We start from the raw sequence: 23,950 nt of genomic DNA on the forward strand, positions 1-23,950 counted from the left end.
TCTGTGAAGTTTTCAAAACAACAGTGGCAATGGATTTTTTATGACTGGGCTAATTCTGGTTACGGAATTTTAGTCGTCACTGCTGTCTTGCCAGTCTACTTTAAAGCAGTTGCTGGCCAAGCAGGAGTAACTGCAGCTAACTCGACCGCTTACTGGGGATATGCCAATAGTTTCGGCACCCTGATTGTGTCAATCTTGGCACCACTTTTAGGGGCCTTAGCTGATTATCCAAATGCCAAAAGTCGGTGGCTCAATTTCTTCACCTGGTCGGGAATTATTATGACAATTGGTCTGACATTTGTGCCAACCCAGGCCTGGCAGTGGTTGCTATTTATCTATATCCTGTCGATCATTGGTTATTCTGGTGGAAACTTATTCTATGATAGTTTTTTAATTGATGTGGCGGATGATCGGCAGATGGACCGGGTATCTTCAACTGGCTATGGGATGGGCTACCTTGGTGGTGTCCTAGCATTTATTATTTTCCTGGTTGCCGAATTAACCAACGGCTTTGGCAATCGCTTATCGAACTTGGAAGTGGCCAAGTTTAGTTTCCTATTATCAGCTGTTTGGTGGATCATCTTTGGGTGGCCCCTGTTGCGCCATGGTCGGCAGCAATACCACGTGGCGGCGGTGCAACGGCCAATCATTGATAGCTTTAAACGAATTAGCCAAACCATTCGCCACATTAATAAGTATCGCCGGGCCAGCTGGTTTCTGGTGGCTTACTTCTTCTACATCGATGGGGTTGATACCATTTTTACTATGGCCACCTCGATTGGAAAAGACATTGGCGTCCAAACTACAACTCTGATGATGGTGTTGCTAGTGGTGCAATTAATTGCTTTCCCATTCTCCATTCTGTATGGATACTTAGCGCAACGATTATCCACGCGGACGATGCTCCTGGTGGGGATTGTCGTTTACCTGTTTATTTGTGTTTACGCTTACTGGCTCCATTCTTTACGCGACTTTTGGCTCCTGGCCATCTTAATTGGGACTAGTCAGGGTGGTATTCAAGCGTTAAGTCGGTCCTACTTCGGCCGGCTGATTCCCAAGGACTCCAGTAGTGAATTCTTTGGGTTCTACAACATCTTAGGTAAGTTTTCAGCTATCATTGGTCCGCTCCTGGTCGGAATTGTTACCCAGGTGAGTGGACAATCGACGATTGGAGCGGCCTCATTAAGCGTTCTTTTCTTGATTGGTTTAATTATCTTTATTTACTTGCCAAAGCTAAGTGAATAGTAAAAAGGGATTTAGCGAAGTTAATCGTTAAATCCCTTTAATGCCTTGGCCAACAAAACACTTGAGTGACCAATAACAATCAATTATACTTACAATTAGTAAGTTAAAGAGGAGTGATTATCGTGGAAACTACGGAAGCAATTAAGAGCCGCCATTCAGTTCGCCAATTCAGTGATCAGCCAGTCGACCAAGGTATTATTAAACAAATTGTTCAACTAGCTCAGCGAGCACCGTCTTGGGTAAATTCCCAGCCTTGGCAGGTTTATTGTGCCACGGGTGATTCTCTAACCAGGATTAAAAATGAATATCAGAAGCGAGATCAGGCGGGTGAACATGGTCATCCTGATCTTGCGGTAATGTCACGGGATGACTGGAGTTCGGTGACCCAATCAAACATGAAACAGTGGCGACATGAAATTGTCCACCATTTCACTAACTTTGATGAGGCACATGAGCAAATGACGAAGGCTAGCAATACCCTTTATAGTTCACCAGTGATTCTCTACATTACTATTCCTAAAGCCAGCCCTGATTGGTCAATTTTTGATGCAGGTGCTTTTGCGCAAACATTAATGTTAGCCGCGGCTGATCGTGGTTTAGGGTCAATCCCAACTTACAACAGTGTCCGTTATCCGGATATTTTGCATAAAGTTCTTAACGTACCCCAAAATGAACGTTTTATTGTCGGTATTTCACTCGGTTATGAGAAGCCAGCCAAGATTAATACATATCATTCGAAGCGCCAGCCGCTAAGTGAAGTACTCCATTTTAGTAATTAAAACAGGTCCATAGTTATTAGCATCTCTGTCTAATAACTATGGACCTTTTCAGTTGAAACTATTAATAGTCGCCATCCATGATAGAATTCTTAACGATCTCGTAATCAACCTTGCGGATAGACTCCAGGTCGCGGCCACCAGCGTATGAAATTGATGATTGCAAGTCTTCCTGCATTTCACGGAGAGTATCCTTGATTGATCCCCGGAATGGGACCAGCATTTGTTTACCTTCGACATTCCGATAGGCACCCTTCTGGACTTCGGAAGCGGAGCCCCAGTATTGCTTGTAACGCTTGCCATCAATCGTAATGATGTGGCCAGGTGACTCGAGGTGACCAGCTAGCAGGGAACCAATCATAACCATGGAAGCACCAAACCGGATTGACTTGGCAATGTCACCATTGTGGCGAATCCCACCATCAGCGATCAGAGGTTTCCGCGCCGCCTTCGAGCACCACCGGAGGGCGGATAGTTGCCAACCACCGGTGCCAAAACCAGTCTTCAATTTGGTAATGCAGGCCTTACCGGGACCAACACCGATCTTGGTGGCATCAGCGCCGGCATTTTCCAGTTCCCGAACGGCATCAGGGGTGGCCAGGTTACCAGCCGTGACAAAACTCTCGGGGAGCTGTTTCTTGATGTATTGGATCATCTTAATGACGTAATCTGAGTGACCATGGGCAACATCGATCGTAATGTATTCTGGTACTAATTGTTCGGATTTTAGCAGATCAATGAATTGATATTCATCATCTTTAATTCCCACCGAAATAGAAGCAAATAGTCCCCGATCATGCATATGTTTAACGAACGCGGCCCGGGTAGCAGGCTCAAATCGGTGCATGACATAGTAGTAGCCATTTTGCGCTAACCATACAGCTAGGTCTTCATTAATGACACTTTCCATATTGGCTGGTACAACGGGGATTTTAAAACGGTGCGGGCCAAACTCAATACTGGTATCGGCCTCTTTCCGACTCTTGATCACGCACTTGTTCGGTACTAGTTGGATATCATCGTAGTCAAATGTTTTCACGGCAAAAAGCTCCTTTGAGTGATGCAAATTTTCCGTTTGCTATTATGCACTTTTATTGCAAGACGGTCAACAAAAAAGTGCGGACATTTCTGAAAAACGAATCAAAAATTGTTCGTTTAGTTATTGACGATGAACCGCTTTTCCTGTAACATGAGATAGTAAAAACGTCTTTTACAAATATATATTTTGAGGTGAAAGAACAATGTCATCAGTTGTGATTGTCGGTAGTCAATGGGGCGACGAAGGGAAAGGTAAGATGACTGATTACCTTAGTCAAGAAGCGGACGTTGTCGTTCGTTCCCAAGGTGGTAACAATGCCGGCCACACAATTAGTTTTGATGGGAAGAAGTTTGCTCTGCGGCTGATCCCATCCGGAATTTTTGGTAAGAACAAGTTAGCTGTTGTTGGTAACGGGGTTGTTATTAATCCACCAGCAATGCTGAAGGAAATGAAGTACCTGGAAGACAATGGAATTGACCTTTCTGGTTTGCGGATTTCTTCACGTTCACACATTACTTTCCCTTACCACATCTTATTGGACAAGTGCCAAGAAGCTGCCAAGGGTGATCACAAGGTTGGTACCACTAAGAACGGGATTGGACCTACCTACATGGACAAGGTTTCCCGGGTTGGTATCCGGATGTGTGACCTGCTTGAAAAGGATACCTTTGAAATTAAACTCAAGCGTAACCTGAAGGAAAAGAACGAATTATTCACCAAGCTTTACCACGTTGACCCAATTAAGTTTGATGACATTTTTGAACCTTACTATGAATATGGTCAACAATTGAAGAAGTACGTTACTGATACTTCTCGGGTTGTTAACGATGCCTTGGATGCTGGTAAGAAGGTCCTCTTTGAAGGTGCTCAAGGGGTTATGCTGGATGTTGACCAAGGGACTTACCCATACGTTACTGCTTCTAACCCAATTGCCGGTGGTGTCTGCACTGGTGTTGGTGTTGGTCCTAACAAGATTAATACCGTTGTCGGGATCTGCAAGGCTTACTCCACCCGTGTTGGTGCCGGCCCATTCCCAACTGAATTGACTGACGAAATTGGTGACCAAATTCGGGAAACTGGTCATGAATATGGGACAGTTACTGGCCGTCCTCGCCGGGTTGGCTGGTTTGACACCGTTGCAATGCGACACGCACGCCGGGTTTCCGGTATTTCCGTATTGAGCTTGAACCTACTGGATGTCTTGACTGGTTTGAAGACTGTTAAGTTGTGCAAGGCTTACAAGCTTGATGGTAAGGAAATCGACTACTACCCAGCTAGTTTGAAGGAACTGGACCGGTGTGAACCAGTTTACGAAGAAATGCCTGGTTGGGATGAAGACATTACTGGTGTTAAGAAGTTTGAAGACTTGCCAGTCAATGCCCAAAACTACCTGAAGCGGGTTAGTGAATTATCACAAACTCCATTGGCAACTGTTTCGGTTGGTGCCGACCGAATCCAGACGATTATTGTGAAGGATCCTTGGAAATTATAGAGTGTGAGCTGGGTTAGAAGGACGTATGGCTAACCTAAGACAGTGCTAGGCGTGCGAAGCGCGTCGAGTGTCTGTCTGTAGTTAGCCACTAGTCCTTCCCAGCGAGGGAGCGAACCAGAAACCTTGTTTTCGTCTGTGAGCCCCCGCAAGGCTGATTAGGATAGTCACACCGAGTTATCGGTGTGAATGTCCAATCAGCTACTGCTCATGTTTCGACACAGCTGCAGTAGAACCAAAACATAAGCAAAATTTAACTAAAGCGTCAACGATTGGGATTAACCCAATTGTTGGCGCTTTTCTGATCCATAAAAGTTATCCTGCAAATCTGACTACGCGTGCTTATGATATAATTCAGTCAAATCACACAAGAAAAGATGAGGAGACATCATGGCAAATCCAACATTAACAATTCAACGCCAAACGGTCGACTGGCCACTTGGTCAAACATTAACGGACCAAGAGTTGGTCAACCGTTTTGGCATTCAAGCAACTAGTAATGGTAACAATATTACTGATAAGGTGACCTTCAATACGACCCAGGTGAATGTTAACCAAATGGGGCAATATCCAGTTGCAGTTACGGTTATGGATAGTATGGGTCAAACTGCTTCTGCCCGGTTAACGTTAAACGTTGTTGCTCAACGGGGGACAACCATAATTAACAACAATAATAATGCGCCAGCGCCAAGTAATAATAAGAAGCATTACGGCTTATGGATTGCCTTAGCAATTATCATCGTGATTTTACTCGCTTGGTGGGGAATCTCGGCACATAACCGTAACCAGGCCCAGGAAGCTAACAATGCCCAACAGAGTAGTCAAATTTCAGACAACTCCAGTAGTATCAATAAGCTTAGTTCGGATAACCAGAAGCTGGCTCGGCAGGTTGCTGCATTACGGGCAGCCGCTAAGCAATATGAAAAGGATCATGACCAAGCAGAATTACAAAACCGCTTGAATGATATTTCTAATCAGAACCAGCAAATTCAAAGTCAGTTGCACTCTGATAGTGCTCAACAAAAGCTACAGGATATCAACCAGGTAGTTAACCAAGTTCAACAGGATCCATCTAATGCTTCTTCCACGGTTAACAACTTGAAGAACAAGGATGGCTTTGACGAATTATGGTCTTCCATTACCTCACAAGTCCAAAGTTGGCTGAACAAGTACCAAAACAGCAGCAACTAAGCGGCAATTGGTTGACATGCCAGTATGAGGCGGCTAAAATTACATGTAAATAAAATGACCCTTTAATCTGATTCTGTGAGATCAAGAAGGATACGCTGGTAAATACACCTCTTCTTTACGCTCACCGTAGGAAGGGGTTTTGTTGATTAAGAGATTGAGGAAGTGATAATAATGGCTCATGAAATCGTTGATGGTTCAAGTATGCAACGAGCATTGACGCGAATTACCTATGAAATTATTGAGCAAAACAAAGGGGTCGAAAATCTAGTCTTCGTTGGGATTAAGACCCGAGGAGTTTACTTAGCACAACGGTTAGCAAAGCGACTAAACCAATTGGAAAACGTGAAAGTGCCAGTTGGCGCCCTTGATATTACCTTGTATCGTGATGATCGGCACATTCCTGACCACCACAAGGAACCAACTGTGAAGACTTCTTCATTAGATGTTGATATTACTGACAAGCATGTCATTTTAGTTGATGATGTCCTCTTCACTGGTCGAACGGTACGGGCAGCGCTAGACGCTTTGATGGATATGGGACGTCCACAACGGATCTCATTAGCGGTCTTGGTTGATCGTGGACACCGTGAATTGCCGATTCGGCCGGACTTCGTTGGTAAGAACATTCCAACGGCCATGAACGAAACGGTTCACGTCGCTGTCGAAGAATACGATGGTCATGAAGATATTACAATTGAACATCACGAATAGTTAACTTGTTAATTTGCTCCAGAGAGGGCACAACGGTGTTACTAAAAGCAGAAAAGCACCAGCCTTCTCAGGACTGGTGCTTTTTTAGGAGGAATAATGATGGAACGATTTGAACCCATTGTGGCAATTGATGTGCAAGACAAGCGGGAAGCTGTTCAACTCTTTGATAAGCTATCCAATGATACAGATCATATGCCAATCGTTAAGATCGGGATGGAACTGTTTTACGCTTTTGGCCCGGGAATCATTAAGCAGGCTAAGGAACGGGGATTTAAGGTTTTCCTTGACCTAAAGTCACATGATATTCCTAATACTGTAGAACGTGCCATGGCTCAATTAGGCCGCTTGGGTGTTTCATTCGTCACGGTTCACGCCGCTGGTGGTTCAGAAATGATGAAGGCCGGTTTACGGGGACTGGAACAAGGTGCGCGAGAAGCACGGAATGCGGTTCCTAAAATGCTGGCAATTACGCAATTGACCTCAATTGATGAAAACATTATGCACAATGAACAGCACATTCCAGGAACGGTGATGGAATCAGTGCAAAACTATGCACGGTTAGCGGATGAATCCGGATTAGCCGGGGTTATTTGTTCTGCTAAGGAAATCAAAGCGATTCGGGAAGTTACGAATCCAGACTTCTTATGCATTACCCCGGGAATTCGGCTTGATTTGAATGATCATGACGACCAGAAGCGGGTCGTTACCCCCATTCAAGCAGCGGAATTAGGATCTAACGGGATCGTCGTTGGTCGGCCAATTACCCAAAGCAATGATCCAGTGGCTGCTTATAAGCAAATTCGCCGTGACTTTTTAGGAGGACAACAATAATGAACACCTCAGAAGTAGTTGCTGAATCTTTATTAAAGATCCATGCTGTGACTTTAAGTCCAGAAAATCCTTACACATGGGCGAGCGGGTTGAAGGCCCCAATTTATACCGATAACCGGTTAACCATTTCTTACCCTGCTGTTCGGAAGGCCATTTACCAGGGAATGGCAACCTTGATTCGTGATAATTTCCCGACAGTGGAAGTCATCGCGGGCACGGCGACGGCAGGAATTCCGCATGCTGCCTGGGTTGGCCAGAGTCTGAAGAAGCCGATGATCTATGTTCGATCCAAACCAAAGGATCATGGCCAGGGCAAACAAATTGAAGGGGTTATTGAACGCGGCCAACGGGTGGTTGTGATTGATGACTTGATTTCCACTGGCGGCAGCGTTCTGAAAGCCGTTAAAGCCGTTCGGGAAGCTGGCGGTCGGGTTCTCGGCGTTGTTTCAGTTTTCACCTATGAATTACCGGCTGCTGATAATAATATGGGGGCGGCTGGTGTGAAATATTACTCGGTTACCAATTACTCGACCCTCATTAACGTCGCGATGCGGAACCATCTGATTTCGGCCGAACACTTAGAGTCACTTAAAAAATGGCGGGAATCACCAGCATTGTGGTCTCAAGAACATAATAACTAATAAAAAATGAGATTGACTTTTTCTAGCCAATCTCATTTTTTATTATTTTTTCAAGTAACGTGACCGTGTTAATAACTCGCGCGAACGCTGATCAGCTGGCCGGTACCCGATATTAAATGAGTGCCGGAAAAACATCATGTTGTAAATGGCTCCGAAAACAATTGAAGGCCACGGGAACTGCATTAGCGAGTTTAAACCAAAGAACAGAACAACAAGCGCGTAATCGAGATCCAAGACGATCATTAAAATGAAGTTGTAGTAGTCGCCACGGAATAAGGCTGGCAGTGGGCCAAACCATAGTGTCGTCCACGAAAAGCCCACCTTGGCGATTCGCATTTGTCCCTGATTGTTTACAATTTTGGCATAATTTGGCGGTAGGGGTAGGTTGTTCAAATCAAAGGGATTTTGATTGTTGTTATTGCCATTGCCATTGCCGAATGGGTTTTGCACAGCGCTTCCACTTCTTTCTTGATAATACTCATTATTTTACCATAAAGTTGTTCAAAGCCCCACTAAAGCTCGTTACTGATAAACTTAAGGTAATTAGATATGGTAAACTTATCTTGTGAAACTAAAAAAGGGGATCAGCTCATGCTATTCTTTCTGAATGATAATATCCAACACAACAAATCAGGAATTGAACACGCCCAAATTAAAAGATTACACTTGTTTGAAATGTATCATGAATCTGCCAAAATTGTTACTCGTCAGTATTCCAATGAACTCCATATGGTAACTGAAGAGGCGGGAATTAAGGATAACGACTTTGACAATTTATTTGACTACTTTCAAGGTGTCCGGCTTTTCCCCCAGCATGATGTGACGATCAAGGATTTAAACATTGATTCTAGCTGGGATCGTAAATCTGATGGTATTAATTATAATTACTATCGTAATGGCAACCGAGTTTTATATGTACGCCGTCGTAATGACCGTCAAAAACACATTATTAATGTCCAATATTTTGATCATTTTGGCAAATTGTTAAAAGTGTCTTGGTATGATAACCGGGGATTTATCTCAGTCGAACAGGTTTATGACTGGGATGGCAATATTGCAATTGAAAATTACCTGCGTCCTGATGGGTCAATTGCTATCCAGTTAACTCACTTGAAGAACAAGCGTAATAAAGTTGTTGATACCTATCATTTGATGAACTATCGCGGTCATGACTATCAATTTGCTAATTTTGATGAGCTTACCCGCTTTTTCTATGATGAATTAGTGACTGATCCACAACTGACAAATCATGAACCTGTCGGCCTGGTTGTAGACCGCTCGTATGAAGTTGGCTGGTCAGTACTGCATATGAAACATCGTGTCTTTCGTGCTATGCAATTGCATAACGATCATGTTAATAATAACAATGATATGCTACACTCACCCCTTAATTACAACTATGCTTGGGGATTAAATCATATCAAAGATTGGGATGGCATTATTACTTTAACCCCTCAACAACAAGTTGATGTTAAAGACCGGTTTGCTAAGTATGGAACAAAGATTTATCGTATTCCAGGACCAATTGTTCCTAAGGCCGTGTTAATGGCCAAACACATTCCATTTAAAAAACGGACTAAGGACCAGGTAGTTATGGTTGCCCGTCTTTCTCCAGAGAAACAACAAGATCAGCTTTTAAAAGCTTGGCCGCAAGTTCTTGCAAAGGTGCCAAACGCCAAGTTGGATTTTTGGGGATATGCAAACGATAACTTTGATAAAACGTTACAAAAAATCGTAAAAGATGAAAAGCTAGAAGACTCTGTTACTTTCCATGGTTATACTAACAACCCCAATGCAGTTTACAATGATGCTCAACTGTTAATTTTACCGAGCCGTGCTGAAGGCCTTCCATTATCTTTAGTCGAGGCTCAATCTCATGGATTACCAATCGTTGCGAATGATATTAAATACGGGCCAGCCGATGTTGTGATTGATGGTCAAGACGGGCTATTAACAACAAATGGAGATATCGATGGTCTAGCAGAAGCAATTATTAGTCTTTTAACGGATCAACAGAAGCTTGCTCAATTTAGTGAAAATGCATATCAGGATAGTGAACGTTATTCAGAGGCAAATGTAATGAAGCTGTGGAATGAGCTAGTCAATGATATGAAAATAAAGGAGGCCGCCCAATAATGTTTTTTTTCGTTAACCAATACTTACTTAGTAATAACTCCAGTATTGAACACGCGGAAATGAAGCGGCTGAAGTTATTTAAGGACCATAATGTTCCAGCTAAGCTAGTTACTCAAAGTTTCGATTCAATTATTCATGCCACTTTGAGTCGGTTTGGCTTGAGCGATGATCAATTGGTAAACATGTACGATTTCTTTGCGGGAACAACTGATTATAAAGGACATGTTTTGCATGTATCAGACTTGAATTTACCAATTGAATACCAAGTCGGTACCGGCAATAACTACCAAGAAGTCAAGGATGGGGACCGCCTAGTCTGCATCGTTTACTTTACTGGTGGTACTGTTGGCCTTGTCAACCATGTCGATTGGTTCGACGTTACTGGTAACTTAACCCTACGGCAACAATTTGACTTGCGGGGCTTCAAAGCGGTTGACCAGTTCTTTGGCCAGGACGGGCGGATGAGTTATGAACGTTATTATCGTCCAGATAAGACGATTTATATGGAAAGGTATTATGTTAAGTCTGTTCAGGATACACCAATTAACTCGCTGAATGTTTTGCAGAATTATAATGGAAAAGACTATTACTTTGATAGTGAAGAAGAACTTTTCCAGTTTTTCCTTGATGAACTGAATAGGGCGAATGGCGAAAATAATGTCTTCATTGCTGACCGGCCAGCGATTGCTATTCAACCGGTCCAAAACATGCAAACCAAGGCCAAAAAGTACTTGTGGATTGCGATGAACCACGTCAATGACGGTGATAATTTGAAGACCGGTCCATTGAACGCCATGCTGCAAGGGCCACTAATCAATGATCTTGATAAGTGGGATGGGGTCATTACGATGACTCAAGCGCAAGCGGACATGTTAAAGAAGCGCATCGGGGAAGATAAACCAATCGTTGCGATTAATGCGGTCCCTGTTAAGACTAATTTACAACGGGTGCCAATGAGTGCTCGGCAACGCGGATCACTTATCTACGTTGGTCGGCTGGGTGAAGATAAGCAAATCAGCAAGCTAATTAAAATCTTTGGACGGGTTCAAAAAAAGTACCCAGCAACGCACTTGACGTTGTATGGTTACGGTAATCCTGACGATGTAAAGCGGTACGAGAAACAGGTAGAGGACGCTCAGTTGGGTGGCCTAGTTACCTTTGCGGGTTATCAACCGAACCTGGAGCAGGCTTACAATAGTGCACAACTGTTCGTCGATACTAGCCGGATTGACGGTCAACCATTAGCGATGGGAGAAGCTTTATCACACGGTGTTCCGGTAGTTACTTATGACTACTTGTATGGACCAGCTGAAATGGTTCAGTCTGATGTTAATGGTGAGTTAATTCCACTGAATAACGCTAAGAAGATGGAAAAGGCGATTCTCAACTTATTACAAAACCCACAGTTACTTCAAAAGTTGAGTACTGGGGCGTACGATTCGCTTGATAACATTAGTAATTTACATACTTGGAAACAGTGGGTAGCTTTATAAAATTAAATTAATTAATAACGACCTTGCGTCGCATTAAGGACTTACCTCTTTTTATACTTGAATATAGGAATATCTGGCATTGGTTTAGCATAAACCAATGCCAGATATTTTAAAAATCTTTTTTAAGTTTTTTACATTCAAACGTTTACTTTCGCAATGATAATTTAACCACGGCTTCACACCGAGTTGTTTGAGGCATCATATCCACGGGCTGGATATAATCAACATGGTAAACACTTGTCAATCGACGGAGGTTCCGCGCTAAGGAAGCCATACTACAGGAGACATAGGCAAACTTCTGGGGCTTTTCTTTGAGAATTTGCTCAATCAACTGGTCGTCAAGTCCTGTTCGTGGTGGATCCACTACTAAGGTATCAAAGTGACAACCTTCTCGACGCCAACGGGGCATCACATCTTCAGCGGCGCCAACTTCATAGTGCGCGTTGGTAATGTTGTTCAGGCGGGCATTTTCCTGGGCATCCGCGACCGCCTCAGGGATGGTTTCCATTCCCCAAACTTCTTTTACCTGGTTGGCTAACGATAGCCCAATTGTACCAATCCCGGCGTACGCATCAATTAAGGTATCGTCCGGTGATAAGGACAGGGCCTTAGCTGCTTCTTCATACAGGTTTTCCGTTTGTTCGGGATTGAGCTGTAAGAAAGAGCGGGCAGATAGTTTGAAATCAAGCCCCATTAAGCTCTCGGTAATGTATTTCTCTCCGGCCAGGTGAATCATCTGGTTGCCCCAAACTAATGGGGTATTGCCGGGATTAACATTTTGCATGATCGAAACAACCTTCGGCAGAGATTGTTGAATAGCAGTGATAAGTTGGTACTTGTGGGGCAACTTTGGCGTATTAGTAATAAAGGTCAGTTGTAATTCGCCGGTGGCTCGCGATTCGCGAACAACGAGTGTCTTTATGATCCCACTATTGTGTTGCTCATCATATACTGGAATGGCAAGTTGTTCGATTAATTCCACCACAGTTCGAATGACGTTCATCGTGGCTGGCATTTGGACAGCGCACGTTTTCATATCGACGAGGTCGTGGGAATTCGCTTTGTACAAACCGGCGGCAACCTGGCCATTAACCATGCGGACTTGGAAAGTTGCCTTATTCCGGTAGCCATATTCATGTGGGGCAGCAATCGTCGGTCGTACATCGTAAGCCCGATAACCATAGGGCTTAAACTTAGCTAAACTATCAAGCACCACTTGCCGTTTAAACCGCAATTGCTGAGGATAAGCCAAATTTTCTAATTCAAAGCCCCCGGCAACGTTGGCATACGGATCACGTGGCTGGACCCGGTCCCGGCTGACCTTCCGCAGACGGTGGATTTTCCCTTCTAAGTAGCGGGGATGAACTTTAGTCACTTCGGCGACGACGACTTCATGTGGTAATGCACCGGGAACAAAGCATACTTTATGTTTAAAATAACCAATTCCCTGACCATTAACTCCTAAACGCCGAATGGTTAACGGAAAACGATCACCGACAGCAACTTCAACGGTATCGTGATGGTGTAATGGTTTCATCTTAAAAAACTCCTTTTAAGTGAGCAGGTCGATGTAATGACGCCTTATTGTAGCATATTTATTGAATGCCATTCTGAATAAATGGATGATGCTGAACAGGTCATTATTAATAATCGTAATTTATTACAATAGATACATGCAAAATACCTGAAAAATAGACTATTATCATAGTAAAATAAGATTTACTTAATAAGAAGAGGAAGTGACATCTTTTGAAGATTGCAGCAATCGCTGGTTCGAATGCTAACCATTCATATAACCGGATGCTATTGGAGTACATGGCTAATCGTTATAAGGATCAAGATCAGTTTGACGTGATCGATATTCGCCCGGTACCCATGTTTAACGAAAGCTTTCGTGGGGACTTGCCCCAGTCAGTTAAGGATATTGACCAACGAATTCAGGCTGCCGATGCGGTGATTATCGCGAGTCCGGAATACAACCACTCAATTACATCGGCTTTGAAAAGTACGATTGAATGGTTATCATATCAGGTTCACCCATTAGACCATAAACCAGTATGGACCACGGGGGCTTCCACCTTAGCGCAGGGAACTTCACGATCTCAAGTTCAGCTACGCGATATTCTCATTTCACCAGGACTGAATGCATCGCTTTGTCAGATGTCTGAATTTTTCTTAAGCGACGTTCGTAATGAAATGGACGAAGATGGCAACCTCACTAACCCCGTCACCATTAAAGTACTCGACAAATGTATGGCCGAATTTCGCCCATTTGCCCGGGCCATTAATCGATTAACAGAGGAGATGAAGCAACAGTGAAAAAGATTTTAGCTTTTGTCGGTACGAATGCGGATTTCTCATATAATCGATTGTTGCTCCGTTTTATGAAAAAGCATTTCAAGCAGATGGCCGAGATTGAAATTTATGAAGTGCGCAAGTTGCCACCATTTAGTGTTGACACGCCGTTATCAGAACAAACGGAAGTGTGGAAGCTTAAGCAGAAGGTTAAACAAGCGGATGGGTTAGTTTTCTCAACTCCAGAATATGATCACGGGATTCCCGCGGTGCTAAAAAGTGCAATTGAATGGTTATCCTACCACACCACCGTTCTTAAAAAGAAACCAACAATGGTCGTCGGGGTGGCTTATGGTCGTCAGGCATCCGCCCGTTCGCAGGTTCAAATGCGACAAATCTTGATTTCGCCAGATTGCGATACTAATTTATTGCCAGGCAATGAAGTCCTCATTGGTAACGTCAAACAAACCTTTGCCAAGGATGGGCGGATCGTTGACCAAGAGATTGTCGATAACCTTGAACAGTGCTTTACCCACTTTATTGAATATATTCAAATCTTTGAAAATGTTAGGAGGACTGATCTACAAATGTCCGTTAAACAACCCACGATTAGTGATGCGTATGTCCAATTCCCAACTGGGCGCCTTACTTTGAAGCAAGTTCAGCAAATCTTTTCCACAATTCCATTTGAAGTGGACCTGATCGATGCTGATGACCGGTTTGCTTGGTATTCAGACAAGCCAAACCGGGAACATGTCCGTAATGTTGCTTCCCTGAATGAGACTGTTCAGGAATGTCATCCACCAATGGCCGTGCCCGCAGTGATGAGTATCATCAATAGTTTCCGTGAAGGCAAGCGGGACGTGGTCACACGACCATTATGGATGAAGGGCCACCGTTCCTTGATCCAGTACTATGCTCTCCGTGATGTAGATGGCCATTATCTCGGTACAATTGAGTTCACGGGCAGTGTGGAATATATTTTGCAGCTCTTTGAAAATGGTGCCTGGGACCAGGACGCAACCACGGGAGCATCACAATCAGGTGCTGACGCTTCTACTGGGGCCTCTCAAAATGATGATGAAGAGTCGTCTGAACCTGATGCATCAACGGGCGCATCTGAAAACGACAGCAATGGTAATAAACAGGCTGATGCTTCTACGGGTGCTTCAGAAACTGGTTCCGTAGATGCTGAAGATGATGATGCCGATGCTTCTACCGGGGCTTCCCAACACGATGATAAATAAGCAAGAGTTAACTGCCCAGCGCCATTCACTAGTTCACCATGCTTTAGGCACGCGGATTGTCCTCACTATTTATGGCGATCAATATTTTCCGTTACTAAAGCAATCGATGCGCTTAATTGACCAATATGAAGATCGGTTAACCGTCAATCGACCGGAATCTGAGGTAATGTCCATTAACCATGCTGCTGGGCGGATACCTAAAATTGTTTCGCCGTCTACCTATGAATTGATTAAGTTAGCAGTTCATTATAGTCGCGAAAACTTTGGCTTCAATGCCTTGATTGGACCACTTGTGAAACTGTGGAAAATTGGCTTTAAGGGGGCCCGGGTACCGACAGATCGTGAAATTCAAGCACGGTTGCGGTTAATTGACCCTTATAAAGTGTTGCTGGATGATGCGGGACATACGGTATTCCTGGAAGAACCGGGAATGGAATTAGACCTTGGGGGAATTGCCAAAGGTTATATTGCTGACCGGATAAAGGACTTGTGGGATACTCGTCATGTTCCAGCGGGCATTATCGACTTGGGGGGCAATTTACTATTTGTTGGTCAATCCCCTCGCCGGGCAGACGGCCACTGGGTAATTGGTGTGCAAGACCCACGATTGAATCGCGGTGAGAACATTGAATTAGTTCAAAAACCAGCTTGTTCAGCCGTCACGTCAGGGATCTATGAACGGTTCTTGGAGGTTAATGGCAAAAAGTACCATCATTTGTTAGATCCACGCACGGGCTACCCGTTACAAACTGATTTATCGAGTGTCACTGTTTTTACGCAACAATCCGTCATGGGTGAAATTGAAGCTAAGCGGTTGTTCTTTAATGGTCAGCCAATAGCTGACTGGCAAAAGCAACCTGGTAACCTGGGAGCTGTCTTTGTTCAGCAGAACGAGCAGATTATAAATGTGGCGGTGACAAATTAACTATAATATATTATTGTCAATTGACTATAAATGTAATATGATAATGGCGGAGATAAAACACGAATGCATTTTAAGTAGACCATCAAGAGAAGCAGCGGGTGGTGCAAGCTGTTGGTCGAAACTCCGGTGCAGATAAATGTGGGCGGGTAATGCCGCACGGCTGATGGCCGTTATCCATCGCGAGGGTGACAAACAGTTGTCAAACTTGGGTGGTACCGCGGAACTAAGAGCCATTTCGTCCCAAAATATAAGGGATGGAATGGCTCTTTTTATTAGGAGGAATTGTTATGTTAGACATTAAAAAGATTCGTAAAGATCCAGATTTCTTTAAGCAGAAGTTAGCTACGCGGGGCATTAAAGCTGAAGAAATTGACGAAGTCCTTGAATTAGATAAAAAGCGTCGTGAATTATTGCAACAAACTGAAGCGATGAAGGCCAAGCGGAATGCCGCTTCCAAGAAGATTGGGGAAGCTAAGCGCAATGGTGAATCAGCTGATGAAGCAGTTAAGGAAACCCGGGAATTAGGTGACCAAATTAAGGCACTTGATGAAAAGGTAGAAGCTAATGATGAAGTCTTCCACGATAAGATGTCCCGGTTGCCAAATATCCCCCACGAAGGCGTTCCTGTTAGCTTAACTGAAGAAGGATCAGTTGAATTACGTAAGGTCGGCAAGATCCGTGACTTTGATTTTCAACCAAAGCACCACTGGGATGTTGGTGAAAACCTCGGAATCCTCGACTTTGACCGTGCTCGTAAGGTATCTGGTGCCCGCTTTGTTTACTACTTAGGCTTGGGTGCCCAATTGGAACGGGCCGTTTACAACTTCATGTTGGATGAACACATGAAAGATGGTTATACCGAAGTATTGCCACCATACATTGTTAAGGCCGCTTCAATGTACGGAACTGGTCAATTCCCGAAGTTCAAGGAAGGGGTTTACCAAGTTAATGGTGAAGATATGACCTTGATTCCAACGGCCGAAGTGCCATTGACTAATTACTACCGGGGTGAAGTTATCCCTGCTGAAGAATTACCAGTTTATGTAACTGCTTTGACCCCATGCTTCCGTTCTGAAGCCGGTGCTGCTGGTCGTGACACCCGTGGTTTGATTCGGATGCATCAATTCAACAAGGTTGAAATGGTTAAGTACACTAAGCCAGAAGATTCATGGGACGAATTGGAAAAGATGACGGCTAATGGTGAAAACATCCTGAAGAAGCTGGAGATTCCTTACCATGTCATTACACTGACGACTAGTGACATGAGCTTCACAGCTTCTGAAACTCACGATATTGAGCTGTGGATGCCTGCTCAAAACAAGTACCGTGAAGTATCATCTTGCTCGAACTGCCTGGACTTCCAAGCACGGCGGATGCACACTCAATACCGGGATGAAAATGGTAAGCTTCAATATGTTCACACCTTAAACGGTTCTGGCCTTGCTGTTGGTCGAACTGTCGCCGCTATTTTGGAAAACTACCAAAACGAAGATGGTTCCGTCACCGTTCCAAAGGTCTTAGTACCATACATGCATGGTGTTACTAAGATTACCAAGGAAAATGCGGTACCATTCCGTAACAAGTAATTGAAATAAACGTCCATTGAGGGAATTCCCCAGTGGACGTTTTTTAATTTATATAGATAATTTGCGCTATAATGGGTATCTGTTAACAGTATGTGGTTAGGAAGGATTCGTATGAAGAAAAGTATTGTATCAGGAATGGCGGCGCTCTTAATTGCGGGAGTGTTAGCTGGTTGTGGAAATAAGAGTGCTAGCACGAACAGTAGCAGTAGTCAAAACAACTCATCCCAATCGTCACAAGTCGCTAGCAGTCAATCTGCTAGTGCCATGAGCAGCTCGTCGACGCCAGTTCAACACGTCGACGATAAAACGGTTGGCGTAATGGTTGCTTTATTAGCCCAGCCTGATTGGTTCAAAAACGGGATTGACGACATGTACTATGGTGTTCACGGTCAAGACGGCGACGATGACGACAGTGGGGACCTGAATGGTTACAGCTATATTACTGCCAATGGGGATCCCACTAGCTTCATCCACTATAAAGTAAATGGCAATATGGTGATCTACAAGCAGTGGATTCCGGGTGATTCGGTTGCTGATGGACACATGGAAACGAAGACTGTGTCGTTGGCCCGTCTGGAGAAAGACTACTATGTTAGTCAATCACAGAAGGATGAAGTTAATGGTTATGCCAACCAACTTAAATCTGAAGCGGCCTACAATAGCTCAATTAAGAACTCAGACAACAATGATGACGACGATGATGATTAAATAACTTTGTTTTTGAAGTTAGTGAAGCGTCTCGAGATATCGATCGAGGCGTTTTTTGTTTACAAATAGGTAAAATGAGATCATTCTTAGAAAATATTGAAAGCGTTATTTGCGACTTAATTTAAATAAGCAGGGATAAAATTTTGCATAATTAATCGACTGAATAAACCGCTATCATCTTGATTTTGCACGGACCTAGCTTAATTCTATTCACTTATGACGTTGGCAATGATAAGGTATTAGCAACGTTAAGATTTGATTAGAAAAAGGGAGTCGGTATAGATGCAAAGTAATCATTGGAAAAAATTTATTACTGCCTGCATTGCAGTTCTGGGAATTGTGATTGGCTGGCAGTTAGTCGAACCTCAGCAGGCATCTGCCGATGAACCTACTTACACCTTCGCTACGAACAACACCTTTGAACCATTTGAAATTCAGGATAGCAAGGGTGGTTACTCCGGCAAGAACCCCGGGATTGAAATTGAAATCCTGAAGAAAATTGCCAAACATGAACACTTCAAATATGAGTTGAAGCCAATGAGTTTTAACGGTGACCTCCAAGCTTTGGAATCTGGCCAAGTTGATGCCGTGATTGCCGGGATGAGTGTTACCGATGAGCGGAAGCAAAAGTACGACTTCTCAACCCCTTACTACACTGATGGGGTTATGATGGCGGTTGCTAAGAACAGTAAGATTACTTCGATGAAGCAATTAAAAGGCAAGACCGTTTCTGCAAAGTCTGGTACAAGTGCCGCCCTTTTCTTAAAGAAGAACCAAAAGAAGTATGGCTACAAGATTAAGTACTTCGATTCCTCCAACACGATGTGGAACGATGTCAAGATTGGTAACACTGCGGCAACCTTCGATGATGGCCCAGTTCTTCAATACGGAATTAAAGAGGGTGTGCCATTAAAGATTGTTACCAAGAAACCAATTGACGCGCAACCAGTTGCCGTTGGTTTCCAAAAGGGCAAAAACCTCGAATTACAAAAGAAGATTAATGACGGGATTGAATGGTTAAACAAGACCGGCCAAATGAAGCAGATCATTGACAAGTACACGAAAGGTAACAAGACTGCTAAGAACAGTGCCGCTGACCGGACAATTATGGGCCTGCTTAAGACCAACCGGGCAGCCTTACTCCGTGGTTTGTGGATGACAATTGAATTGACGATTGTCGGGATTATCTTTGCGATGATCTTCGGAATTATCCTGGGTGTCCTTGGCATTATGAACAACAAACTTGCTAAGGGTGTTTCAAGTGTCTTGATTTACATCTTCCGGGGGATTCCAATGATCGTGTTGGCCTTCTTCATTTACATGGGATTGCCAAACGTCCTTGGTCATAAAGTACCATTGTTCTTAGCTGGTGTTTTAACACTAACCTTTGATGAAGGAGCCTACATTGGGGCGATCGTTAAGGGTGGCTTTGAAGCTGTTGATAAAGGACAGTGGGAAGCTGCACGGAGCTTGGGACTTCCTTATGGTAAGGCATTGTTACAAGTAATTGCTCCTCAAGGATTTAAGTTGATGGTCCCATCACTGGTTAACCAATTCATCATTACATTGAAAGATACTTCGATTCTATCAGCCATTGGTGTAATGGAATTGACACAGACCGGGACAGTGATCATTTCCCAAAACATGGAAGGATTTAAGATGTGGCTGATTATTGGTGTCATCTACATCATCATTATCACCCTGTTGACATGGTTATCGAATTACGTACAGAAGAGGATGGCTTAAAATGGATAAACGCTACAAAGTTCAAGTTAAAGATTTACACAAAAGTTACGGCAGCAACGAAGTGTTAAAGGGGATTAATCTGAACGTCAAGCCCAATGAAGTGGTGTGCATGATTGGGCCATCTGGTTCTGGTAAATCAACCTTTCTCCGCTGCATCAATAAGTTGGAAGAACCTAATAGCGGTCACGTCTACGTTGACGGGTATGATATTGCGGACCCCCAAGTTGATATTAACAAGGTGCGGCAAAACATTGGGATGGTATTCCAGCACTTTAACCTCTTCCCGAATATGACGGTACTGCAAAACATTACCTTAGCGCCTGTTCAACTTGGCAAGATGTCGAAGGAAGAAGCAAAGAAAGCAGCATACCACTACTTAGACTTAGTTGGCCTACGGGAAAAGGCCGATGCTAACCCAAGCAAACTCTCCGGTGGTCAGCAACAGCGGGTGGCCATTGCCCGAGCATTGGCAATGAAACCAGACGTTATGTTGTTCGATGAACCAACAAGTGCTTTGGACCCAGAAATGGTCGGGGATGTTCTTGAAGTTATGAAGAACCTGGCTAAGCAGGGGATGACGATGATCGTGGTTACCCACGAAATGGGTTTTGCTAAGCAGGTGGCTGATCGAGTTGTCTTCTTCCATGATGGTGATATTCGGGAACAAGGAACTCCTGAAGAAGTATTTGACCACCCTCAGCACGAAGACACGAAGAATTTCTTGGATAAAGTTCTGAATGTTTGATTAAAAACAAATAATTTTTGGAATGCTATTGACATTAGTACGGATTTCAGTATAATTAAAACTAACTTTTAATAATGATTAGCAGACAGAGAGCCTGACAGTCGCTGAAAGTTAGGCCTAATTATATGGCAGATTCGTTGAAATGGGTGGTTCCAGTATCAACCAAGAGGTAGTCATTGACTATAAAAATGGGTGGAACCGCGTTAACAAAACGTCCCTGGTAATGGAAATTACCAGAGGCGTTTTTCTTTTCAATGAATTAAGACAAAACATATTGAGGAGGTCAACTATGAATGAACAACAACATCAAAAACTAGAACGTTCGCTCAAGAGTCGTCACATTACGATGATCGCAATTGGTGGGGCCATCGGAACCGGATTGTTTCTAGGGTCTGGTTCGGCTATTCATCAAGCTGGTCCGTCGATTATTTTGTCATACCTGATCGTCGGGATAATTACTTTCTTTATGATGCGGGCAATGGGTGAGTTAATTCTAGCTGACACGACTAAACACTCGTTTATTGATTCCGTAAAGGTTTATTTAGGTGACCGGATGGAATTCGTGGCCGGATGGATGTATTGGGCATGTTGGTTAACCCTTGCTATGGCGGATTTGACAGCAACCGGGATCTACCTTCAGTATTGGTTCCCGACTTTGCCCCAATGGGTTGGTCCATTAATCATTGTTGTCTTACTAATGTTAGTGAACATGATTAACGTCGGTTTATTCGGTGAATTGGAAAGCTGGTTTTCCATGATTAAGGTCATTGCGATTATTACCTTAATTGCAGTCGGCGTTGTGTTATTAGTTATGCACGGCCGGGTAAATGGCCAAGTTGTTCGCTTAGCCAACTTAGCAAATCACGGGGGCTTCTTCCCCACTGGTGGAATGGGCTTCTTGATGTCATTTCAGATGGTTGCTTTCGCCTTCGTCGGGATTGAAATGGTTGGTATTACCGCCGGTGAAACGAAAAATCCGCGTAAGGATATTCCTAAAGCCATCAACACATTACCCGTGCGTATTGGTTTGTTCTACATCGGTTCGATGATTGCGCTGATGTGCATTTACCCTTGGTTCCAAGTTAAGACGAACTCCAGCCCATTCGTTCAAGTGTTCGCGGCAATTGGCTTACCTGGGGCTGCAGGAATCTTGAACTTCGTGGTATTAACGGCAGCAACCTCGGCAACGAATAGTGCCATTTTCAGTACGAGTCGTTCATTATATGCCTTATCACGGAGCGGTAATGCGCCAAAACGATTTAGCAAGTTAAGTGCGAAAGCAGTTCCTGATAATGCATTAACCTTCTCGTCAGCGATCCTGTTCATTGCGGTGGTCTTGAATTACATTATGCCGGCCGGTATCTTTGACGCGATTGCAAGCATTTCCACGATTACGTTTATCTTTACGTGGATTATTATCATGTTTGCCCATCTTAAGTACCGGCAACAGCATCCAGAAGGGGTGTCCTACTTTAAGATGCCTGGCTTCCCGCTGACCAGCTGGATTACGATTGCCTTCTACTTTGCACTTCTCGTCATCCTATTATTCGTTGATTCAACGAGAATTCCGCTGATTATTACGGTTGCCATTTTTGCCATTTTGGCATGGGGATATAATTGGACGAAGAAAAGGGCCAAATAGCCAAATTAGGTCCTAAAAAGAATACAAAAAAGGCAAAAATGTTTATTATGTAAAACCGCTTCCATTGCTTTAATGGCGCGGTTTTGTTTGATTTTTGGGATTCCCTAATATATACTAAAAGTGTGGAAGGATATCAGGCCGGTGATGTCGAACATCTTCTCATAATAAACTACTTTGAAGAATGTTAATTTAGTAAAAACCATATTAAATTTAACAACACACCCCACTCCACATGAAAACATATAGTTTCCTTGAAAAGCATGTTTAGCTAATTAGTGGCCATATCTAGACAGTCAATTTTATGACATTTGACAGCTAAGGTTCCTCACTTTTGATGAAGAACGACACGGCTCAAACTTAACGGATCTTGATACGTAATAAGTCAAATTGTCCCGGTATGGTATCTTTCCAGCGGAAGCGCGGAGACTGAAAGGTCTCTGCTTTTTTTGTACTATCCAAAACAAAACGCGGTCCACCAGCTAGTGGGCCGCGTTAATTTATTACCATTAGTCAGGATCTTTCAATGATTTACCACTCTGTGTATTCTTGAATGGTTCAAAGGCATTTTCAATGATTGAGTATTCTTCAGTAGTCAGAGTTAAGTCCATTGCTTTAGCGTTAGCAATCACTTGGCTAGCCTTCTTAGCACCTGGAATAACAACTGAGATTAGTGGATTTTGCAGGTACCAAGCTAAAATGGTTTGGGCTACTGTTGCGTTATGGGCGCTGGCTACTGGGCGAACCTTATCAACGGCTTCGAGAATGGTACTGTAACGGGGCTCCTTGAAGTCGGCGATTTGACTCCGGATATCATCAGCAGGGAACTTAACGTCCCGTTCGTACTTACCAGTCAGCAGTCCTGAAGCTAGTGGGAAGTATGGAACAAAACTGATTTGGTGGTCATGCAAGTAATCCAGCATTCCTTCATTTAAGTGATCTTGGTGGAGGAGACTGAATTCATCTTCGACAACATCCACGTAACCATCAGCATTGGCCTCTTTGATTTGGTCCAGGCTGAAGTTAGACAGACCAATTGCCCGAATCTTGCCTTCTTCGCGAAGCTTTTGCAGCGCACCAACTGCTTCAGCCTTTGGTGTGTCGTGATCTGGAAAGTGGATGTAATAGATATCAATGTAGTCTACCCCGAGACGTTCCAGACTCTTGTTAACTTGGTCGGTAAGAAACTTAGGATCATTATTGATTACTTGTTCACCGGTTGAAAAGTCCTGGGCTCCTTTCGTGGCAATGACAATTTTATCCCGGTCATGTTTTGCCACCACATCACCTACTAATTCTTCGGAATGGCCAAGTCCATAGACATACGCCGTATCTAATAGGTTAATACCATTCGATAATGCCGCATCAACTAATTGGCGACCATCTTCATCATTTAAATTTGGGAAGAGATTGTAGCCACCTACGGCATTGGTCCCTAAGCCCAATGGATTAGCGATAACGTCTGAGTGACCGATTTTGACTGCTTTTACCATATTAAGTCCTCCTT

At 43.6% G+C, this 23,950-nt stretch carries 21 protein-coding genes; 17 read left to right on the forward strand and 4 right to left on the reverse strand.

Annotated features, from left to right (window positions below; all coding sequences use genetic code 11):
- Nucleotides 1–3 precede the first annotated feature (3 nt).
- Both FD27_RS04240 and FD27_RS04245 read left to right on the forward strand, forming a co-directional pair.
- Nucleotides 4–1,245, forward strand: a complete 1,242-nt coding sequence (locus FD27_RS04240; RefSeq protein WP_057750009.1) for an MFS transporter — start codon at nucleotides 4–6, stop codon at nucleotides 1,243–1,245.
- Between the two features lie 122 nt (nucleotides 1,246–1,367).
- Entirely contained in the window at nucleotides 1,368–2,024 is a 657-nt protein-coding gene (locus FD27_RS04245; RefSeq protein WP_057750012.1) for a nitroreductase, read from the forward strand.
- 61 nt (nucleotides 2,025–2,085) lie between these two features.
- On the opposite strand, the gene FD27_RS04250 is transcribed toward FD27_RS04245, so the two are convergent.
- Nucleotides 2,086–3,060, reverse strand: coding sequence for a GMP reductase (locus FD27_RS04250; protein WP_057750015.1), 975 nt, complete (start codon nucleotides 3,058–3,060; stop codon nucleotides 2,086–2,088).
- 202 nt (nucleotides 3,061–3,262) lie between these two features.
- Between FD27_RS04250 and FD27_RS04255 the strand changes: the two genes are divergently transcribed.
- The 5 genes from FD27_RS04255 (at nucleotide 3,263) to pyrE (ending at nucleotide 7,923) form a co-directional block, all read left to right on the forward strand.
- The gene (locus FD27_RS04255) at nucleotides 3,263–4,552 is read left to right on the forward strand and encodes an adenylosuccinate synthase (protein ID WP_057750018.1); all 1,290 of its coding nucleotides are present in this window, start codon (nucleotides 3,263–3,265) and stop codon (nucleotides 4,550–4,552) included.
- A gap of 387 nt (nucleotides 4,553–4,939) precedes the next feature.
- The gene (locus FD27_RS04260; protein ID WP_057750022.1) at nucleotides 4,940–5,740 is read left to right on the forward strand and encodes an immunoglobulin-like domain-containing protein; all 801 of its coding nucleotides are present in this window, start codon (nucleotides 4,940–4,942) and stop codon (nucleotides 5,738–5,740) included.
- A gap of 171 nt (nucleotides 5,741–5,911) precedes the next feature.
- The gene (pyrR, locus tag FD27_RS04265) at nucleotides 5,912–6,451 is read left to right on the forward strand and encodes a bifunctional pyr operon transcriptional regulator/uracil phosphoribosyltransferase PyrR (protein ID WP_057750025.1); all 540 of its coding nucleotides are present in this window, start codon (nucleotides 5,912–5,914) and stop codon (nucleotides 6,449–6,451) included.
- Nucleotides 6,452–6,550: 99 nt separating this feature from the next.
- Nucleotides 6,551–7,282: an orotidine-5'-phosphate decarboxylase gene (pyrF, locus tag FD27_RS04270; RefSeq protein ID WP_057750028.1), complete on the forward strand. Its 732-nt coding sequence runs from the start codon at nucleotides 6,551–6,553 to the stop codon at nucleotides 7,280–7,282.
- Nucleotides 7,282–7,923, forward strand: coding sequence for an orotate phosphoribosyltransferase (pyrE, locus tag FD27_RS04275; protein WP_057750031.1), 642 nt, complete (start codon nucleotides 7,282–7,284; stop codon nucleotides 7,921–7,923). Before pyrF ends, pyrE begins: the two co-directional genes overlap by 1 nt.
- A 42-nt stretch (nucleotides 7,924–7,965) precedes the next feature.
- Here the strand turns inward: pyrE and FD27_RS04280 are convergent, their stop codons facing one another.
- The gene (locus FD27_RS04280; protein WP_057750044.1) at nucleotides 7,966–8,373 is read right to left on the reverse strand and encodes a hypothetical protein; all 408 of its coding nucleotides are present in this window, start codon (nucleotides 8,371–8,373) and stop codon (nucleotides 7,966–7,968) included.
- 141 nt (nucleotides 8,374–8,514) lie between these two features.
- On the opposite strand from FD27_RS04280, the gene FD27_RS04285 reads away from it, so the two are divergent.
- Together FD27_RS04285 and asp1 are read left to right on the forward strand one after the other, a co-directional pair.
- Complete coding sequence (locus FD27_RS04285; protein ID WP_057750048.1) at nucleotides 8,515–10,059, forward strand: glycosyltransferase; 1,545 nt, start codon at nucleotides 8,515–8,517, stop codon at nucleotides 10,057–10,059.
- On the forward strand, nucleotides 10,059–11,552 hold the full coding sequence (asp1, locus tag FD27_RS04290; RefSeq protein WP_057750051.1) for an accessory Sec system glycosyltransferase Asp1: 1,494 nt from the start codon (nucleotides 10,059–10,061) through the stop codon (nucleotides 11,550–11,552). The genes FD27_RS04285 and asp1 overlap by 1 nt, the downstream gene beginning before the upstream one ends.
- Nucleotides 11,553–11,697: 145 nt before the next feature.
- On the opposite strand, the gene rlmD is transcribed toward asp1, so the two are convergent.
- Nucleotides 11,698–13,089, reverse strand: coding sequence for a 23S rRNA (uracil(1939)-C(5))-methyltransferase RlmD (gene rlmD, locus FD27_RS04295; RefSeq protein ID WP_057750054.1), 1,392 nt, complete (start codon nucleotides 13,087–13,089; stop codon nucleotides 11,698–11,700).
- 212 nt (nucleotides 13,090–13,301) lie between these two features.
- Here rlmD and FD27_RS04300 point away from each other — a divergent pair, with 212 nt between their 5' ends.
- The 8 genes from FD27_RS04300 to FD27_RS04335 all read left to right on the forward strand — a co-directional run bounded on the left by FD27_RS04300 (nucleotide 13,302) and on the right by FD27_RS04335 (nucleotide 22,446).
- The gene (locus tag FD27_RS04300) at nucleotides 13,302–13,871 is read left to right on the forward strand and encodes an NADPH-dependent FMN reductase (protein WP_057750057.1); all 570 of its coding nucleotides are present in this window, start codon (nucleotides 13,302–13,304) and stop codon (nucleotides 13,869–13,871) included.
- Nucleotides 13,868–15,094, forward strand: a complete 1,227-nt coding sequence (locus tag FD27_RS04305; RefSeq protein ID WP_057750060.1) for an NAD(P)H-dependent oxidoreductase — start codon at nucleotides 13,868–13,870, stop codon at nucleotides 15,092–15,094. Before FD27_RS04300 ends, FD27_RS04305 begins: the two co-directional genes overlap by 4 nt.
- Nucleotides 15,084–16,019, forward strand: a complete 936-nt coding sequence (locus FD27_RS04310) for an FAD:protein FMN transferase (RefSeq protein ID WP_057750063.1) — start codon at nucleotides 15,084–15,086, stop codon at nucleotides 16,017–16,019. The genes FD27_RS04305 and FD27_RS04310 overlap by 11 nt, the downstream gene beginning before the upstream one ends.
- 287 nt (nucleotides 16,020–16,306) lie before the next feature.
- The gene (gene serS / locus FD27_RS04315) at nucleotides 16,307–17,605 is read left to right on the forward strand and encodes a serine--tRNA ligase (RefSeq protein ID WP_057750065.1); all 1,299 of its coding nucleotides are present in this window, start codon (nucleotides 16,307–16,309) and stop codon (nucleotides 17,603–17,605) included.
- Nucleotides 17,606–17,716: 111 nt separating this feature from the next.
- Nucleotides 17,717–18,313, forward strand: coding sequence for an Lreu_0056 family protein (locus FD27_RS04320; RefSeq protein WP_057750068.1), 597 nt, complete (start codon nucleotides 17,717–17,719; stop codon nucleotides 18,311–18,313).
- Nucleotides 18,314–18,595: 282 nt separating this feature from the next.
- Nucleotides 18,596–20,059: an ABC transporter substrate-binding protein/permease gene (locus FD27_RS04325; protein WP_057750071.1), complete on the forward strand. Its 1,464-nt coding sequence runs from the start codon at nucleotides 18,596–18,598 to the stop codon at nucleotides 20,057–20,059.
- Between the two features lies 1 nt (nucleotide 20,060).
- Nucleotides 20,061–20,804, forward strand: coding sequence for an amino acid ABC transporter ATP-binding protein (locus FD27_RS04330; RefSeq protein ID WP_057750074.1), 744 nt, complete (start codon nucleotides 20,061–20,063; stop codon nucleotides 20,802–20,804).
- Nucleotides 20,805–21,093: 289 nt separating this feature from the next.
- The gene (locus FD27_RS04335; protein ID WP_057750077.1) at nucleotides 21,094–22,446 is read left to right on the forward strand and encodes an amino acid permease; all 1,353 of its coding nucleotides are present in this window, start codon (nucleotides 21,094–21,096) and stop codon (nucleotides 22,444–22,446) included.
- Nucleotides 22,447–22,952: 506 nt separating this feature from the next.
- Here the strand turns inward: FD27_RS04335 and FD27_RS04340 are convergent.
- A complete protein-coding gene (locus FD27_RS04340; RefSeq protein WP_057750080.1) occupies nucleotides 22,953–23,936 on the reverse strand; it encodes an aldo/keto reductase in 984 nt (327 codons plus the stop codon).
- Between the last annotated feature and the right edge of the window lie 14 nt (nucleotides 23,937–23,950).

This window comes from Limosilactobacillus frumenti DSM 13145, from assembly GCF_001436045.1.
Lineage (GTDB): Bacteria > Bacillota > Bacilli > Lactobacillales > Lactobacillaceae > Limosilactobacillus > Limosilactobacillus frumenti.

What these genes read in the sequence shown, in the direction of transcription:
- FD27_RS04330 (WP_057750074.1), top strand. Translation starts at nt 20,061, where the DNA reads ATGGATAAACGCTACAAAGTTCAAGTTAAAGATTTACACAAAAGTTAC.
- pyrF (WP_057750028.1), top strand. Translation starts at nt 6,551, where the DNA reads ATGGAACGATTTGAACCCATTGTGGCAATTGATGTGCAAGACAAGCGG.
- FD27_RS04325 (WP_057750071.1), top strand. Translation starts at nt 18,596, where the DNA reads ATGCAAAGTAATCATTGGAAAAAATTTATTACTGCCTGCATTGCAGTT.
- FD27_RS04335 (WP_057750077.1), top strand. Translation starts at nt 21,094, where the DNA reads ATGAATGAACAACAACATCAAAAACTAGAACGTTCGCTCAAGAGTCGT.
- FD27_RS04260 (WP_057750022.1), top strand. Translation starts at nt 4,940, where the DNA reads ATGGCAAATCCAACATTAACAATTCAACGCCAAACGGTCGACTGGCCA.
- FD27_RS04285 (WP_057750048.1), top strand. Translation starts at nt 8,515, where the DNA reads ATGCTATTCTTTCTGAATGATAATATCCAACACAACAAATCAGGAATT.
- pyrE (WP_057750031.1), top strand. Translation starts at nt 7,282, where the DNA reads ATGAACACCTCAGAAGTAGTTGCTGAATCTTTATTAAAGATCCATGCT.
- FD27_RS04340 (WP_057750080.1), bottom strand. Translation starts at nt 23,936, where the DNA reads ATGGTAAAAGCAGTCAAAATCGGTCACTCAGACGTTATCGCTAATCCA.
- FD27_RS04320 (WP_057750068.1), top strand. Translation starts at nt 17,717, where the DNA reads ATGAAGAAAAGTATTGTATCAGGAATGGCGGCGCTCTTAATTGCGGGA.
- serS (WP_057750065.1), top strand. Translation starts at nt 16,307, where the DNA reads ATGTTAGACATTAAAAAGATTCGTAAAGATCCAGATTTCTTTAAGCAG.
- asp1 (WP_057750051.1), top strand. Translation starts at nt 10,059, where the DNA reads ATGTTTTTTTTCGTTAACCAATACTTACTTAGTAATAACTCCAGTATT.
- rlmD (WP_057750054.1), bottom strand. Translation starts at nt 13,089, where the DNA reads ATGAAACCATTACACCATCACGATACCGTTGAAGTTGCTGTCGGTGAT.
- FD27_RS04255 (WP_057750018.1), top strand. Translation starts at nt 3,263, where the DNA reads ATGTCATCAGTTGTGATTGTCGGTAGTCAATGGGGCGACGAAGGGAAA.
- FD27_RS04310 (WP_057750063.1), top strand. Translation starts at nt 15,084, where the DNA reads ATGATAAATAAGCAAGAGTTAACTGCCCAGCGCCATTCACTAGTTCAC.
- pyrR (WP_057750025.1), top strand. Translation starts at nt 5,912, where the DNA reads ATGGCTCATGAAATCGTTGATGGTTCAAGTATGCAACGAGCATTGACG.